The sequence below is a fragment of the Lysinibacillus sp. NPDC056220 genome (assembly GCF_049315265.1).
GTDB classification, from domain to species: Bacteria; Bacillota; Bacilli; order Bacillales_A; family Planococcaceae; genus Lysinibacillus; species Lysinibacillus pinottii.
Window position 1 is genome coordinate 776,702 of sequence record NZ_JBMOXD010000002.1, and the last position, 14,945, is coordinate 791,646.

Here is a 14,945-nt window from a genome sequence, read left to right on the forward strand (position 1 = left end):
ATTTCTTTATTTTCAGAAATGAATACGTAACCATAACGAAAGGAGTGAGATAAGTCTTGAAAAGGGGCTTATGGATTCATGGAGAATGGAAGATGACGGCAGATTATATGGAGGTTCAAGCCCCGCATTCACAAGAGGTGATTGCACATTTTGCAATGGCCACTGAACAAGATGTACAGGAGGCCATTGCAAGTGCACAGGCAGCAGCGAAGAGCATGGCTTCCTTAACTGCTTTTCAACGAGCAGAAATTTTGGAGCATTTATCCACACTATTTTTGGAAAACCGAGAAGAGGCAGCTAGTATTATTTCACTAGAATCTGCAAAACCGCTCAAGTATGCCTACGCTGAAATTGACCGCACCATTGAAACCTATAAATTTGCCGCAGAGGAAGCCAAACGATTATCGGGCGAAATGATTCCGATGGACGCTTCTAAAAATGGGGAAGGGCGCTTTGGCTATACAATACGAGAGCCTATCGGCGTAATTGCAGCAATTACACCGTTTAATTTTCCACAAAATTTAGTTGCGCATAAAGTAGGTCCTGCTTTAGCGGCGGGCAATACAATTGTGCTAAAGCCAGCTACTCAAACGGCTTTATCTGCTCATTTTCTAGCAAAATTATTAGCACAAACTAATTTACCGGCTGGAGCTTTTAATCTAGTGACCGGGCAGGGAAAATTGGTAGGAGATGTATTTTTAGCACATCCTCATGTGAAAATGATAACGTTTACGGGAAGCCCTGCCGTAGGGATTTCATTACGAAACCGAGCAGGTTTAAAAAAGGTTACGTTAGAATTAGGCTCAAATGCAGGGGTGATTGTTGACGAAGGCGTTCAACTTGATCAGATTATGGACCGAATGATTATGGGAGCATTTTCAAATCAGGGTCAGGTATGCATTTCGTTGCAGCGAATATATGTAATGGAAAGTATGTTAAATGAGTTTTTAGACAAGCTCAGCGCTAAAGTAGCACAGCTAGTCATCGGCGATCCTCTTGATAAAACAACCGATGTAGCCATGATGATTTCAGCAGATGAACAACAACGAGCTCATGAGTGGATTGAAGAAGCGGTTGCTGAAGGGGCTAAAATCATTGCTGGTGGTTATATTGACAATCAGGTTTTAATGCCAACAGTGTTATCGAATGTTTCGTCATATAGCAAGGTATCCTGTGAGGAAATTTTTGCACCAGTTGTTATTGTGAATGCAGTATCTACTATTGAGGAGGCAATAGAAGCTATTAATGATTCTCATTATGGACTACAGGCTGGTATTTTTACACCATCGATTGAGACAGCTTTTAAAGCGTCCAGAGCATTACAGGTAGGAGGCGTCCTTATTAATGACGTGCCAACTTACCGTGTAGATCATATGCCGTATGGTGGCGTGAAAGAAAGTGGCACAGGTCGTGAAGGCATTAAATATGCAATGGAAGAAATGACAGAAATGAAGCTCATTATTTGGAATAACCAATAATCACGAATGGAGATGGGAAACATGAAAATGATCAAACAACACCCCAAATTGTATGTAATGGACAACGGTACGATGCGAATGGATAAGAATTATATGATTGCCATGCACAATCCAGCAACAATCGATCATCCAAATCAACCAAATGAATTTGTAGAATTCCCCGTTTACACAGTACTTATCGATCATCCAGAGGGCAAAATTTTATTTGATACGGCGTGTAATCCAAATGCTATGGGGCCCGATGGACGTTGGGGGGAATTTACACAAAAAGCGTTCCCTATTAATATGCCAGAAGAATGCTATTTACATCATCGATTAGAAGAATTAAACGTTCGCCCTGAAGATATCAAATTTGTTGTGGCATCCCACTTGCATCTCGACCATGCAGGCTGCTTAGAATTATTTACGAATGCGACGATCATTGTGCAAGAAGATGAGTTTAACGGCACATTACAAACATATGCAAGAAATGTCAAAGACGGTGCCTATATTTGGGGAGACATTGATATGTGGATTAAAAATAATCTACAATGGCGTCTTATTAAACGTGGTGAAGATAATGTGAAGCTGGCAGAAGGTATTCAAGTATTAAATTTTGGTAGTGGACATGCTTGGGGGATGCTTGGTCTGCATATTCAGATGCCAGAATCAGGTGGAATTATTTTAGCGTCAGATGCCATCTACACTGCAGAAAGCTTTGGTCCACCTGTTAAGCCACCAGGCATTATTTATGATTCGGTTGGCTATAATTCAACAGTTGAACGCATTCGCCGACTTGCCAATGAAACGAATTCACAGGTTTGGTTTGGCCATGATCCTGTCCAATTTAAATCATTTAGAAAATCGACAGAAGGATATTATGAATAGATAGGAGTAGAGAGGCCATGCATAAATTAACCTTTACGCCTGTAAGCTATACAGGTTGGGGATGTTTAAATCAGCTTCTGCCTGAAGTAGAAAGATTGAAGGCTACAAATATTTTAATTGTCACAGACCCATTTTTAAAGGAATTAGGGCTAACAGATAAAGTTCAACAGCCCTTGCTTTCAAAAGGATATGCGACGACCATTTATACAGATATTGCCCCAGAGCCCCCACTTGCTATTGGAGAAAAACTAGTTGATTTTACTAGAAAACATCAATTTGATCTTGTCATCGGTTTAGGTGGAGGAAGTGCTCTTGATTTAGCTAAGCTTGCTGCTGTTTTAGCAGTCCATGATGGGAAAGTAGCGGATTATTTAAATTTAACAGGCACAAAGGCGCTTGAACAAAAAGGATTACCTAAAATTTTAATCCCAACTACATCTGGAACAGGCTCAGAAGTGACAAATATTTCTGTCCTGTCCCTGGACACAACAAAAGACGTTGTGACACATGACTACTTATTGGCGGACAGTGCGATTGTAGACCCAGAGCTAACGATTTCATTACCACCAAAGGTAACAGCTGCAACGGGGGTTGATGCTTTAACACATGCCATTGAGGCATATGTTTCAGTCAATGCCAATGAAGTAACAGATTCCCTTGCATTGCAGGCCATTCGCTTAATCAGTGGCTCTATTCGTACTGCTGTACTGGAAGGGGAAAATAAGCAGGCGCGTTCAGATATGAGCTACGGTAGTTATTTAGCAGGATTAGCCTTCTTCAATGCTGGAGTAGCCGGTGTTCATGCGTTAGCCTATCCATTGGGAGGACAATTTCATATAGCTCATGGCGATTCCAACGCCGTACTATTACCCTATGTCATGGGGTATATTCGTCAAAGCTGTGAAAAACGAATGAAAGATATTTTAGATGCCATGGGTTTATCATCTGCCTACTTATCACAAGAAGAGGCTTCCTATAAATGTGTGGATGCCTTACAACAGCTCGTTCAAGATGTGAATATTCCTTCCACATTAAAGGGATTTGATATTCCAGAAGAAGCTTTAGAACAATTAACAGATGATGCAACAAAGCAAACAAGAATTTTAGCTCGAAGTCCGATGCCATTAGAACGAGAAGATATTTATGCTATTTATCGGGCTGCATTTGATGGAGAAGTTCGAGAACCCGATGCATCATAAAGAAGAAAAGACATGTTTCTTATAAAAAATAGCTATAGCTTTAGTATATCTAATGCCTAAAATAACAAAAGCTACGAAGTATCTTGGATGAAACTTCGTAGCCATTGTTATTTTTAGCTAAATTTTCCCATATATTATGCCTGTGCATCAGGCGTAAATGTACGCGTAGCTAATTCTGCATCTAGCATAAAGATAGCGTTGGAGTCGTTTTCAATACGTTCGATTTTACGAATTAATGTATCAAATGTAGATTCTTCCTCCACCTGCTCATCGATGAACCATTTTAAAAACGCCATCGTTGCATGCTCACGTTCATCTAAAGCGATATCTGATAAATTATAAATACGGCGCGTCACTTCTTTTTCATGAGAAAGAGCTGTTTTAAAGGCATCTAAAATCGATTCAAAATGATTGCCTGGGCTCTCAAAGCCTTGAATTGTTGCACGGTAGCCCATATCACTTAAGAAGTTATAAAACTTCATCGCATGGAAGCGTTCTTCTTCGGCTTGTACTAAAAAGAAGTTAGCGAAGCCATCGTAATCCTGGTCTGTGCAATAAGCCGCCATTGCCATGTAAGCATGAGCCGAGTAAAATTCAAAATTCATTTGTTCGTTAAGTGCTGTGTGTAGTTTTTCAGATAACATAAAAGTTTTCCTCCTTTTGCAGTAAATGCCTTCTTCACTAGTATACAGCGTTATTAGTTCTTCATACAAAAATTTTAAATTTCATGGGAAAATGTGCAAAACTTAATTGATATTAGTTCTCAATTAGAAAATTTATACTTCTTCCTATTTGTCGTATGTATAGTCAAGTGTTAGTTGGGTAGTGGGATAGGGCCACTAGTGAGGTAGCAAAGATGTGTAGATTTGTGGCATAGGAGAGGGACTGGCTATAAAATAAAATCTTACCCGTAAAGAAGAAAATCGCCTCGACATAGGTCGTGGCGATTTTTTTCATCACTATTGTGCTTGAGTCTTTTGATTTTTGACCCCAACTAAGTAACCACCTAGGGCAATTGCTACTAGGACAATCCAGAATATCGCTTTCCAAATTGTAGAATGTGGGAACTCATGTGGAATAACCCCTAGTTTTTCATGTGCCAATGTTAGCACGGCTAATTTCACACCAACCCAACCAACGATTAGGAAGGCAGCCGTTTCCAATGAAGGGAATTTATCAAGAACTTTTACGAACCAACGAGCCGCAAATCGCATCATGATGACCCCAATAAGGCCACCTAAGAACATAACGGCGAATTGTCCTGCATTAATGCCACCAATATCAAAATCGCCGAGATGTGGTAATGTTACGGCAATAGCAACCGCAGCTAGGATAGAATCCACCGCGAACGCGATATCAGCAAGCTCCACTTTTACAACTGTCATCCAGAAGCCAGATTGTTTCTTCGGCTCTTGGATTTCTTCGGAGTTTTGGGATGCCTTCCGTGAATCATAAATATGCTTAATAGACATAAACAATAGATAAGCAGCACCTATTGCTTGGATCTGCCAGAAATTAACGAGCGTTGTAATAAGGAATAATGCGGCGAAGCGGAAAACAAACGCCCCCACTAATCCATATAATAAAGCTTTTTGTTGTTGTGCTTTTGGTAAATGCTTAACCATAACTGCCATTACGACTGCGTTGTCAGCTGCCAACAAACCTTCTAATACAATTAATACGACGAGTACCCATGCGTATTCTAAAATAATTGCCTCCAAATTTGTTTCCTCCTTTAATTGTTGAACAGAAATGAATGGTTGCTTCTAACATATTCTTCCCAATTTTAAGCAAAAGAAAAAGACCCCTGCCTAAAAAATAGGCAAAGGTCTTGCTAAGCAATTTACTGTTCGTTGCACAGAAAGTATTGTTCTGTGAGACAAATTATGCCATCACACCCGATGGTACGAAACCATGTAATGACGAATGTGAATCAGATGCTTCGATCGCATCTGCTAGCTACTCCCCTTTGACAATAAAGTCAAAAGCTATTCAATTCTTACACCAATCATAGCATGAGAAAAATTGAAAGTAAATAAAAATATACTGCTATGGAGAAAAAATACTTTTCCGTTACGTTTGCACAAATGGTACTATTAAAAGATAGGCGAAATTTTTACAACTTAGAAAGGAGACAAACATGTATAGAAAATTTTTTTCCTATTATAAACCGCATAAACGATTGTTTGTCATCGATTTTTCAAGTGCAATCATTGTAGCCATTTTAGAGCTTGCCTTTCCATTAGCCGTTCAGTGGTTTATTGATGAATTATTACCAACCGGCGATTGGGGAATGATTGTAAAAATAAGTGTATTATTGCTGCTAGTGTATGCAATAAGTACATTATTAAATTTTATCGTGAACTATTTAGGTCATAAATTGGGGACTAATATTGAGACAGATATGCGTCAGGAATTATTTACGCATGTACAAAGGCAATCATTCCGATTCTTTGATAATACTAAAACAGGTCATATAATGAGCCGCATTACTAATGATTTATTTGACATTGGGGAATTTGCCCATCACGGACCTGAGGATTTATTTATTGCCATTATGACCTTTGTTGGGGCCTTTGCCATTATGTTTAATGTGAATCCAACACTCGCTTTAATTGCAGCGATTATGGTGCCATTTTTAACATGGCTTGTGACATTTAGTAATATAAAAATGAACAATGCTTGGAAAACGATGTATGGCAAAATTGCTGATGTTAACGGACGTGTAGAGGATAGTGTATCCGGTGTCCGTGTTGTGAAATCCTTTACAAATGAAGATTTTGAAATTAAACGCTTTGAGGAGCAAAATGGATTTTTCCGTGCGGCTAAATTATATGCCTATAAAATAATGGCAGGAACTAACTCGACTATTTACATGATGACACGTCTCCTTACATTAATGGTGTTAGTGGTCGGCGCTTGGCTCAGCTTTAATGGGAAATTATCTTACGGGGAGCTAGTGAGCTTTGTTTTATATACCAATGTACTCATTAAACCAATAGATAAGATTAGTGCTTTATTAGAGCTTTATCCAAAGGGAATGGCTGGCTTCAAGCGATTCCGTGAATTAATTGAGCAGGAACCAGAAATTCAAGATCGTGAAAATGCGAAGGTTATTAACCATTTAGATGGTAATATTTCCTTCAACAATGTTCACTTCAATTACGATGCATCAAAACAGGTGTTAAAAGATATTTCATTTGATGTAAAGGCTGGACAAACCATTGCGTTTGTCGGTCCATCGGGTGCTGGTAAAACGACCATTTGTTCGTTAATTCCTCGCTTCTATGAAGTTTCAAAAGGTGCTATTTCGATTGATGGCATCGATATTCGCAATATGACCCAGGCTTCCTTACGATCTCAAATTGGTATTGTACAGCAGGATGTCTTCTTATTTACAGGGACAATTCGTGAGAATATTGCCTATGGAAAGCTAAACGCCAGTGAAGAAGAAATTCGCGAAGCGGCAAAAAAGGCCCATTTAGAAGCATTCATCGCAGAGCTACCAGAGGGGTATGATACGCAAATTGGGGAACGAGGCTTGAAATTATCCGGTGGACAAAAACAACGATTAGCCATTGCTCGTATGTTCCTGAAAAACCCACCAATTTTAATTTTAGATGAAGCGACTTCTGCGTTAGATACAGAAACAGAGATGATTATTCAGCAATCTTTATCAGAACTAGCTGAAAACCGTACTACTTTAGTTATTGCCCATCGCCTGGCAACTATAAGGAACGCAGATCGGGTAATGGTCGTGACGCCAAAAGGTATTGAGGAAGATGGTACTTATGATGAGCTAGTGGCTCATAATGGTATTTTTGCTAAGCTCCATCACATCCAATTCCGTAAGGGACAAAACAAACAAAGCATTCAAAATGATTATGTAGAGATGACTTAAAGTTAATCAATTCAACAAAAGGCAGAAATGTGTGATAGCATTTCTGCCTTTTTCTGCTTTCATATACTTATCAAATAAATAAAATTGTACAAGGATTTTTTAGAAGAGGGGAGGAACTATTAGTAGTGAATAGTTAATGACAGATTAATAGATGGGGGTTAAGACATGGATAGACAAAGAAGTATAGGACTTACCAAAACCGTTGGATATCAAGTAGGGGTTAGAAAAACGTTCCCAATCTCACAACAGCAAGCATGGTCAATTATTACAGCAGAGGAAGGTTTGAATGCATGGTTTGGAGGAGGAGAAAATATAATTCTTGTACCTGGTTGTCAGTATCATACAAAGGCTGGAATTGGAGAAATTCGGATTGTCAAACCACTTCTGCAACTTCGATTTACTTGGCAAAAAGTGGGGTGGCAACGACCTTCTACCGTACAAATTCGAATCCTCTCTAAAGAAAGTAATAAAACGACCATAAGTTTCCATCAGGAACATCTTTCCAATCAACAAGTGAGAGACGAAATGAAGCGATATTGGGAAGCGATTTTAGAAACCATTGAAGTTAGCATACAAAAGATGTAGCCAAAAATACTAGCATCTCCTCAACATTTGAGGGGATGCTAGTTATTTTCTTGCTCTCTACTTTCTTCGTGATGGCCATTGGCTGTTCGGGTTGAATCCTGAGGTGCAAGGGCTTTATTACGCTCCGCGTAACCTTTTGGTGATAGGCGAAAAATAGATTTTTTGATGGTGGACCACCTTAAATCTGTCGCAAGGTTCATGTAAGAATAGCCGTAAATTCGAATATTGCACAAGTACAGAAGTGTCAAATATAAAGAAACAAAAAAGCCAAATAATCCGAAAAAGGCGCTTGCTAGGATGAAAGCAATACGTAATATACTGACTGATGTCACAAGTGATTGATTGACCAAGGTAAATGAAGCGATGGTAGAGATGGCGATAACAACAATCATTTCGGGGCTTGTTACACCTGCTCGAATTGCAGCATCTCCGATAATAATTCCACCTACAACACTGATGGTTCCACCAATAACTGAAGGAAGTCGTAACCCTGCTTCACGGAACAATTCAAACATCAGAAGCATTAGGAGCATCTCAAGTGAAGAAGGGAGAGGCAATCCAGCCTTGGCCTGTACAACGGTTGCTAGTAATTGTAATGGTAATTGATTTTGATGATAGGTTGTTAAAGCAAGCCAAAAGGCAGGTAGTAGCAACCCTATAAGAATACCGATTATCCGTAGTACTCGTTCTACAGAACTAAAAATGATCGGATACTCATTATCTTCGGCAGATTTCAATAATAAGAAAAGATTTACAGGTGTGATAATGCCATATGCGACACCATCTACGAAAATAATAAAGCGTCCCCTTGCTAATGCTTGGACGGCATAATCGGGTCGCCCAGTATAATCGAACTTTGGAAATAACTTTGAATTTTTATTAACACGTTCCATCAATAAATCACCACTAAAAACGATATCCGTATCGACCGCAGCTAGCTGTTTCTTAATACCGTGCAGAATATCCATATCTACAATATCTTCAAAGTATAAGATGGCCACAGTTGTTTTTGAGCGTTTTCCAAGTTCCACCTTTTCTACACAAAATGAATTGGTCGGTAATCGTTTTCTAATTAAAGCAATATTGACGCGGATATCTTCAATAAAGTTATCTCTGGGTCCTTTAACAAGAACCTCCATACGCGTTTCTTCCGGCTTACGATTAGGTTTTTTAGCGATATTGCTTGCATATAAAAGATTAGCTTCCTCAAAATACAGCAACAGGAAGCCACTATAAACTGATGAAATAAGCTGTTCCTTATCTTGGATTTTTTGAAGGCTTGGAATATGGAGATGCCTCGCTATATTTTCCTCAAAAGAAACTTCATCCAAATGATCATATAAATACTGAATCCGCTGAATAATAACGCCGTTCAGCATTTGTTGATCAATCATGGCATCACAAGTTATAAATTGTACCTTCTGTTCATTAAAGCTATATTCCTGAAATTGTATATCTGCGGATTTTTGAAATAGTTTTTTTATTGTCTTTAAATCTAACTCATGCTCCTGCTGAGACATTATGATTCACCACTTTTCATGTCTTGTTTTTCAGTTTTCCCCTTTTTAGGAGATTTATCCGATAAGTAAGCAACGACAATGAAAAAAATAGATAATGCAAATAAAAAAATAAAAGTAGCACTTAAAATATAATGTCCCTTTACCTTTAAAAATAAGCTTTCATTTAACATAATTAACGGTAAACAAATGATGAAAAAGGGTGGAGCGATCATTTGCCAAATACGCTTTGGATCACCAGTCATTTTTAATAAATCTACCACAATGTATAAAAGGAAACTTACACGAATGAAGGTCCCTGTTAGCCATTGGTAAATAGAGAAGAAGTCTAAATGCTCAATATAACGTCCGATGGTCACTAATCCCCATTCTTCATAAGCGGGATAACGTTGCTTCGCTGCTTCACTTGGTCCAAATTCAGTAATGGCTCCAATTAACGGACCTAATGTAAGACCAATTAAGATAGCCAGTATGATAGTGAAGTGATACCAACGAAGTTGTTCTTTAAATTGATGCTGTAAAAATAATAGCAATAATAGCTCTATAAACCCTGAAGCAGGAAAAATCATACCATGTAGAATGGGCTGAAAACCATGCTCAAAAAAGGGGCGCAACAAACTATAATCCTTTACTTGTATATTGGTAAAGGCAACAAAAAAGCCAAGGATGACAACGCCAAATAATACAAAAACATTGACAATAACAATGGTTTGTAAGCTAGTTGTCACTAGTAAAATGCAAAGAATGGTATAAACAAACAGTAATATTAGGACCGGTGTCTGTGGTAAAAACGTGGTATTTACCCATTGTAATGTTTCTACCATTGTAAAAGCTGCGATAATCAATAAAAAAATGGCAACAATATAGATGACAATAGAAGAAGCGACATTTCCCACTTTTTCGTTGAGCCAGTCTCGAATAGGTTCTTGTTTTGATTTTTTTTGGATGTAAACTAATAAAAATAACCAAAAGAAAAGTATACCCCCAGAAAATAGTACAGAAAGCCAGCCATCTCTTTTGGCGGCATCTAGCAGTGGAGGAATAATAGTCACATGATTTTTTAAGCCAATAACGGTCATGGATAAGAAGATTACATGTAAAATACTGATGGATCCTACACTTTTCATGATGAAAACCCTCTAACATTGATTGATACATATAAGCTTAGACAAAAAACTGTAGCTTTATAAGCAAAAAATGGGTTAATGGCCATGAAAAAACGAGGTATTTGATGGTGTTATCTTCAAATACCTCGTTAAGTCCTATTTAATTAATGGATATATTTTGTGCTAACAAGCTCATCTTTTAAGACGTCTGTTGGGATTTCAAATTCCACAACGCCCATAAAACCTGGTGCCACTTCATATTTATCGAATGAAATCACTAGCTTACCTTTATCGGAAATATAGAATTGTTGATCTGGTTGAATAGCTGTAAAGTCTTCCATCAACTCTTCGTCAGCCAGGCCAGCTCCCTTTACCCAGTAAACTTTATCCTGATTGGATTCAGCCATTTGTGTACGCATTTGTTCCTTAATATTTTCACTAATAGCTTCAATATAGTTCTTATCTTTAAAGAGCATAGGTAAAGTAATTAAAATTTCGTTTTCTTTATCAATAGTATCGTATTCCATGACAGTGGAGGATGAGCCGACAGTATTAACTACATAACGACCAATCGATAAAATTTGGTCATTATCGGTTTTAATTTCAAAGCCACTATCAACGCCTAAATGACCACCAATACCACTGGCCTTTAAATCACCAACTTCTGTAATAAATTCATCGTAGAGAGCTTTTCCTTCTGCACGATACTTTTCATTTAACGAATTTGCAAGATCTTGATTATCTAGATTTTCAATAGCAGGTACTTTAATATTGGCATCAAAATTATCTTCTGCAACCTCATATTCAGTCCAAGTTAATACTTTGACCACACTTCCTACAACAGGTATGTCAGATAGCGTTCGAGCCATTGCTGGACTCGCATTTAAACTAGCTGTAAATAGCATAGCTGCAGCTGCCGAGCCAAGCAACCATTGAGGAGTACGGTTCTTTTTCTTTTTCCGACCTTGCTTCAAAGCTCGTTCAACCACCAAGTCTAATTCCTTAGGAATGGAAACATCCGTATATTGTTTTTCTATATTTTTTAATTTTTTATCCATGTGCAGTTTCTCCCTTCACATCTTCCAATTGTATTTTCAATAGTTTTAATGCTTTATAAAGACGCGATTTGGTTGTACTTAACTTAATATCGAGGATATTCGCAACGTCTGCGAGCTTTAAATCCTCAAAATAATGAAGAATCACAACCTCTCGATACATTTGCGGGAGCTCATCCAATGCATGTTCTAGGTCTACGTTTTCATAGACATCCTCTTGAGCGGGGGTTAAATATTGCAAAGTATCATCATCAGTTACTTGTAAGCGTTTATGCTTTCGTAAAAAATCAATGGAAGTACGAACGACTATTTTATAAAACCAGCTTTTCATATAATCAACATTTTCTAGTCGATCTAATGACAGCATGGCCTTTTGAATACTGTCCTGTACAACATCTAGTGCGTCCTGTTCATTTTTTGTATAGCTATACGCGAGCAAATAAAAACGCTCTTTTTGTTCACGAATGAATTGGACAAACACCTCTTCATGTTGAAATGCATTTCTTGTTTTCATGTCCAAAGAAGCTCCTTTTTTAACATTGTCAAATTGTATACATGTACTAGACGTACGAAATGAGGGAAAAAGTTGATGACCATAAAAAAAACTTACCCCAATATGAGATAAGTTTTATCCTTCTATACTGTTGGCATACGTCAGCATAACAGATGATTATGAGAAATAGTCATATGTATTTTTCAAGAGTAATAGAATGGTCACAACGATAAATAACTTACGTACATAACCGCTGCCACGTTTAATCGCAAATTTTGACCCGACTATGGCCCCAGCAATTTGCGCAAGACCCATTGGTAAACCATAGGCATAATTGATTTGTCCTAAGTATATAAACATAAGAAGGGCTGCCACATTACTACCGAAATTTAAAAATTTCGCATTACCGGCTGATTGTAAAAAATCAAAACCAACCATGAGAAAGGCAAATAATAAAAATGAACCAGTACCAGGACCCAAGAAGCCATCATAAAAACCAATGACTGTAATAACTACTACAAATAATAGATAACGTTTTGGTGTTAATTTTTTATAGGTAGTGATGCTTCCCCAATCTTTTTTAAAAATCGTATAGATAGCTACGGCAGCCAGCATAATGAGCATGAGCGGCTTTAGGACACTAGGATTCATTAAGTGGACAATCCACGCACCTAGCATAGACCCGAAAAAGACAAAGGGGAATAGCTTATAGACCGCTTTAATATCAAGCTTGCCAGAGCGATAAAATGTCAAAGTACTCGTAAGTGATCCCATTGTACCTGCTAATTTATTGGTTGCCACCGCTGTAGAAGGTGGGAGACCTACAAACATAAGAGCTGGTAAAGAAATGAGTCCACCACCGCCAACAACTGAATCAATAAATGCTGCTAAAAAACCAAATACAATAAGAATGACTAAAATATTTAGATCTAAATCAAATGGCACAACAGGTCATCTCTTTTCTATCATAGTAATCTGATAGTAGCGAACTGAGGTTGGGCTGTAAATACTCTTTATAAAGTTTTGCGGATTTTGAACGAATGGTTTTCGTATAATTTCTATAAAAATCAAATATTTTCTGCTTAGAGTTAGAAATTTGATGTATTATGTAAATGATAGTGTTTTTACGTAAAGGGGACGTGATGACATGAGTTTAGCAAATCATATACGTGTATTTCTCTGTGTCGTATTTATGGGGATGCTTGTTGGATATGTCTTTAATGCAAAAAAAGATATAACAGATCATGAGTATATTGATATCGTCAAAGAAGGTTATTTGGAGAATTTTTCGGACGTCACAGTTCGTAATGCATTTAACTACGCATTCTTTGAACCATATTGGCGATATTATCAAGCGAAAACAGGGGAGCAAGTTATAGAATTATCAGGTGAAATTACGTTTCAAGGTGAAAAAGGACATGCTATATTACAATTCGTTGTTGACGAACAAACAAAACAATTTTCCCTTCGTGCGATGAAGTTTAATGAAAATGTTCTAAATGCTGAACAAAAACAGAAACTCGTCGGCATGGTCTATCAAACATGGGAAATGAAACAACTAGCTTATGAGTAAGGTTTTTTGCTTTGTAAATGAGCAGAACTATATTACAGTTAAAAGGGGGAGCTTACAGACAGAGAGGATGTTTTGAATGAAGTTAAGTATTTTAGATCAAATGCCTATACCAAAAGGTCATTCGGCAGAGGAAGCCTTCCAACGTACAGAACAACTAGCGTTATTAGGGGAAGAACTTGGATATCATCGTATGTGGCTAGCTGAACACCATAATAGTCAGTCGCTAGCAAGCTCAGCTCCCGAAGTAACCGCTGCTTTTTTAGCTGCGAAAACGAAGCGCCTGCGCATTGGGACAGGTGGGGTCATGATGATGCATTATTCACCCTATAAGATCGCAGAGGTTTTTAAAACATTGTCAGGCTTAGCACCTCATCGAATTGATTTCGGAGTGGGGAGAGCGCCAGGTGGTGATCATGCCTCTATTTATGCGCTTGCAGAGGGAAGAAGACAACGCTTCACTGAGCAATATGATAAGCTTGAAATTATACTAAAGCTCATGAATAACCAAAAAACGGGTGAGCATGTCTATGATCAAGTCGTTGCGGCACCAGTTGATAGTTCATTACCTGAGGCGTGGCTGCTAGGTTCAAGTGGTCAAAGTGCAATGCAGGCAGGACAGCTAGGTGTAGGCTATTCCTATGCCCAGTTTTTCACGGGTAATATGTCGAAGGATATTTTTGATGCCTACAAAGCCTATTTTACGCCTTCTTATTATATGGAAAAACCACAAATCATTGTGACCTATGCGGCGACGGTGGCACCTACTTTAGAGGAAGCCGAGTACTTGGCAAAACCAATCGATATTTCTCGTCTTCAGCTTATGAAAGGGCAAATTATTCAAACTATATCGCCTGAAGAAGCAAAGGATTATCCATTAACTGAAATGGATAAAATGACAATTGCCAATAATCGCAAAGCCAATCTTGTAGGCACACCGAAGGATATTGCTGCTTTTTTAATGAAAGAACAAGAACATTATGGCTTTGATGAAGTCATGCTGAACTGTAATCAATATGAATTAGCAAGTCGTTTAAACACCTATAAATTCCTAGCGGAGGAATTATTATAGAACAAAATCACCTCGTTGTAACTCTTCGAGGTGATTTTTATTAGGATTGACGCTTTTTAACGTACATAAAATAGAAAAACCCGGAAATAAATTTCCGGGTTC

14 protein-coding genes are annotated in these 14,945 nt (G+C 38.0%); 7 read left to right on the plus strand and 7 right to left on the minus strand.

The annotated features are described in order from the left end of the window. Positions 1–56 precede the first annotated feature (56 nt). From ACOZBY_RS08850 to ACOZBY_RS08860, 3 genes are read left to right on the plus strand one after another with little or no spacing between them, the layout of a single operon-like run. Positions 57–1,478: an aldehyde dehydrogenase family protein gene (locus ACOZBY_RS08850; RefSeq protein WP_422762046.1), complete on the plus strand. Its 1,422-nt coding sequence runs from the start codon at positions 57–59 to the stop codon at positions 1,476–1,478. Between the two features lie 21 nt (positions 1,479–1,499). Continuing rightward, the gene (gene ahlS / locus ACOZBY_RS08855) at positions 1,500–2,345 is read left to right on the plus strand and encodes an AhlS family quorum-quenching N-acyl homoserine lactonase (protein WP_373561624.1); all 846 of its coding nucleotides are present in this window, start codon (positions 1,500–1,502) and stop codon (positions 2,343–2,345) included. A 17-nt stretch (positions 2,346–2,362) separates the two neighbouring features. Beyond that, a complete protein-coding gene (locus tag ACOZBY_RS08860; RefSeq protein WP_031416226.1) occupies positions 2,363–3,544 on the plus strand; it encodes an iron-containing alcohol dehydrogenase in 1,182 nt (393 codons plus the stop codon). 134 nt (positions 3,545–3,678) lie between these two features. On the opposite strand, the gene ACOZBY_RS08865 is transcribed toward ACOZBY_RS08860, so the two are convergent. Both ACOZBY_RS08865 and ACOZBY_RS08870 read right to left on the minus strand, forming a co-directional pair. Beyond that, positions 3,679–4,188, minus strand: coding sequence for a ferritin (locus ACOZBY_RS08865; protein ID WP_031416225.1), 510 nt, complete (start codon positions 4,186–4,188; stop codon positions 3,679–3,681). A 315-nt stretch (positions 4,189–4,503) separates the two neighbouring features. Next, positions 4,504–5,265, minus strand: a complete 762-nt coding sequence (locus ACOZBY_RS08870) for a TerC family protein (RefSeq protein ID WP_031416224.1) — start codon at positions 5,263–5,265, stop codon at positions 4,504–4,506. A 419-nt stretch (positions 5,266–5,684) separates the two neighbouring features. Here ACOZBY_RS08870 and ACOZBY_RS08875 point away from each other — a divergent pair, with 419 nt between their 5' ends. Further along, on the plus strand, positions 5,685–7,445 hold the full coding sequence (locus tag ACOZBY_RS08875) for an ABC transporter ATP-binding protein (protein WP_036162023.1): 1,761 nt from the start codon (positions 5,685–5,687) through the stop codon (positions 7,443–7,445). A 165-nt stretch (positions 7,446–7,610) separates the two neighbouring features. Continuing rightward, entirely contained in the window at positions 7,611–8,030 is a 420-nt protein-coding gene (locus ACOZBY_RS08880) for an SRPBCC family protein (protein WP_422762050.1), read from the plus strand. Positions 8,031–8,068: 38 nt separating this feature from the next. Here ACOZBY_RS08880 and ACOZBY_RS08885 read toward each other — a convergent pair whose 3' ends face one another. From ACOZBY_RS08885 to ACOZBY_RS08905, 5 genes are all read right to left on the minus strand, one after another. Further along, positions 8,069–9,550, minus strand: a complete 1,482-nt coding sequence (locus tag ACOZBY_RS08885; RefSeq protein WP_198694986.1) for a spore germination protein — start codon at positions 9,548–9,550, stop codon at positions 8,069–8,071. Next, the gene (locus ACOZBY_RS08890; RefSeq protein ID WP_422762052.1) at positions 9,550–10,674 is read right to left on the minus strand and encodes an endospore germination permease; all 1,125 of its coding nucleotides are present in this window, start codon (positions 10,672–10,674) and stop codon (positions 9,550–9,552) included. Before ACOZBY_RS08890 ends, ACOZBY_RS08885 begins: the two co-directional genes overlap by 1 nt. Positions 10,675–10,817: 143 nt before the next feature. After that, a complete protein-coding gene (locus ACOZBY_RS08895) occupies positions 10,818–11,711 on the minus strand; it encodes an RsiV family protein (protein ID WP_036216742.1) in 894 nt (297 codons plus the stop codon). Then, a complete protein-coding gene (locus ACOZBY_RS08900; protein WP_012294925.1) occupies positions 11,704–12,222 on the minus strand; it encodes a sigma-70 family RNA polymerase sigma factor in 519 nt (172 codons plus the stop codon). Before ACOZBY_RS08900 ends, ACOZBY_RS08895 begins: the two co-directional genes overlap by 8 nt. A 156-nt stretch (positions 12,223–12,378) precedes the next feature. Next, positions 12,379–13,146 (minus strand): TSUP family transporter, encoded by a 768-nt coding sequence (locus ACOZBY_RS08905; RefSeq protein ID WP_036162021.1) that lies wholly within the window; start codon positions 13,144–13,146, stop codon positions 12,379–12,381. Positions 13,147–13,348: 202 nt separating this feature from the next. On the opposite strand from ACOZBY_RS08905, the gene ACOZBY_RS08910 reads away from it, so the two are divergent. Together ACOZBY_RS08910 and ACOZBY_RS08915 are read left to right on the plus strand one after the other, a co-directional pair. Next, positions 13,349–13,774: a hypothetical protein gene (locus ACOZBY_RS08910; RefSeq protein WP_036162020.1), complete on the plus strand. Its 426-nt coding sequence runs from the start codon at positions 13,349–13,351 to the stop codon at positions 13,772–13,774. 76 nt (positions 13,775–13,850) lie between these two features. Then, positions 13,851–14,843 (plus strand): LLM class flavin-dependent oxidoreductase, encoded by a 993-nt coding sequence (locus ACOZBY_RS08915; RefSeq protein WP_031416215.1) that lies wholly within the window; start codon positions 13,851–13,853, stop codon positions 14,841–14,843. The last annotated feature ends 102 nt before the right edge of the window (positions 14,844–14,945 follow it).

Bases quoted from the DNA above. Each gene is read 5' to 3' on its own strand.
- ahlS (WP_373561624.1), top strand. From the start codon at position 1,500: ATGAAAATGATCAAACAACACCCCAAATTGTATGTAATGGACAACGGT.
- ACOZBY_RS08860 (WP_031416226.1), top strand. From the start codon at position 2,363: ATGCATAAATTAACCTTTACGCCTGTAAGCTATACAGGTTGGGGATGT.
- ACOZBY_RS08865 (WP_031416225.1), bottom strand. From the start codon at position 4,188: ATGTTATCTGAAAAACTACACACAGCACTTAACGAACAAATGAATTTT.
- ACOZBY_RS08875 (WP_036162023.1), top strand. From the start codon at position 5,685: ATGTATAGAAAATTTTTTTCCTATTATAAACCGCATAAACGATTGTTT.
- ACOZBY_RS08880 (WP_422762050.1), top strand. From the start codon at position 7,611: ATGGATAGACAAAGAAGTATAGGACTTACCAAAACCGTTGGATATCAA.
- ACOZBY_RS08885 (WP_198694986.1), bottom strand. From the start codon at position 9,550: ATGTCTCAGCAGGAGCATGAGTTAGATTTAAAGACAATAAAAAAACTA.
- ACOZBY_RS08890 (WP_422762052.1), bottom strand. From the start codon at position 10,674: ATGAAAAGTGTAGGATCCATCAGTATTTTACATGTAATCTTCTTATCC.
- ACOZBY_RS08895 (WP_036216742.1), bottom strand. From the start codon at position 11,711: ATGGATAAAAAATTAAAAAATATAGAAAAACAATATACGGATGTTTCC.
- ACOZBY_RS08900 (WP_012294925.1), bottom strand. From the start codon at position 12,222: ATGAAAACAAGAAATGCATTTCAACATGAAGAGGTGTTTGTCCAATTC.
- ACOZBY_RS08910 (WP_036162020.1), top strand. From the start codon at position 13,349: ATGAGTTTAGCAAATCATATACGTGTATTTCTCTGTGTCGTATTTATG.
- ACOZBY_RS08915 (WP_031416215.1), top strand. From the start codon at position 13,851: ATGAAGTTAAGTATTTTAGATCAAATGCCTATACCAAAAGGTCATTCG.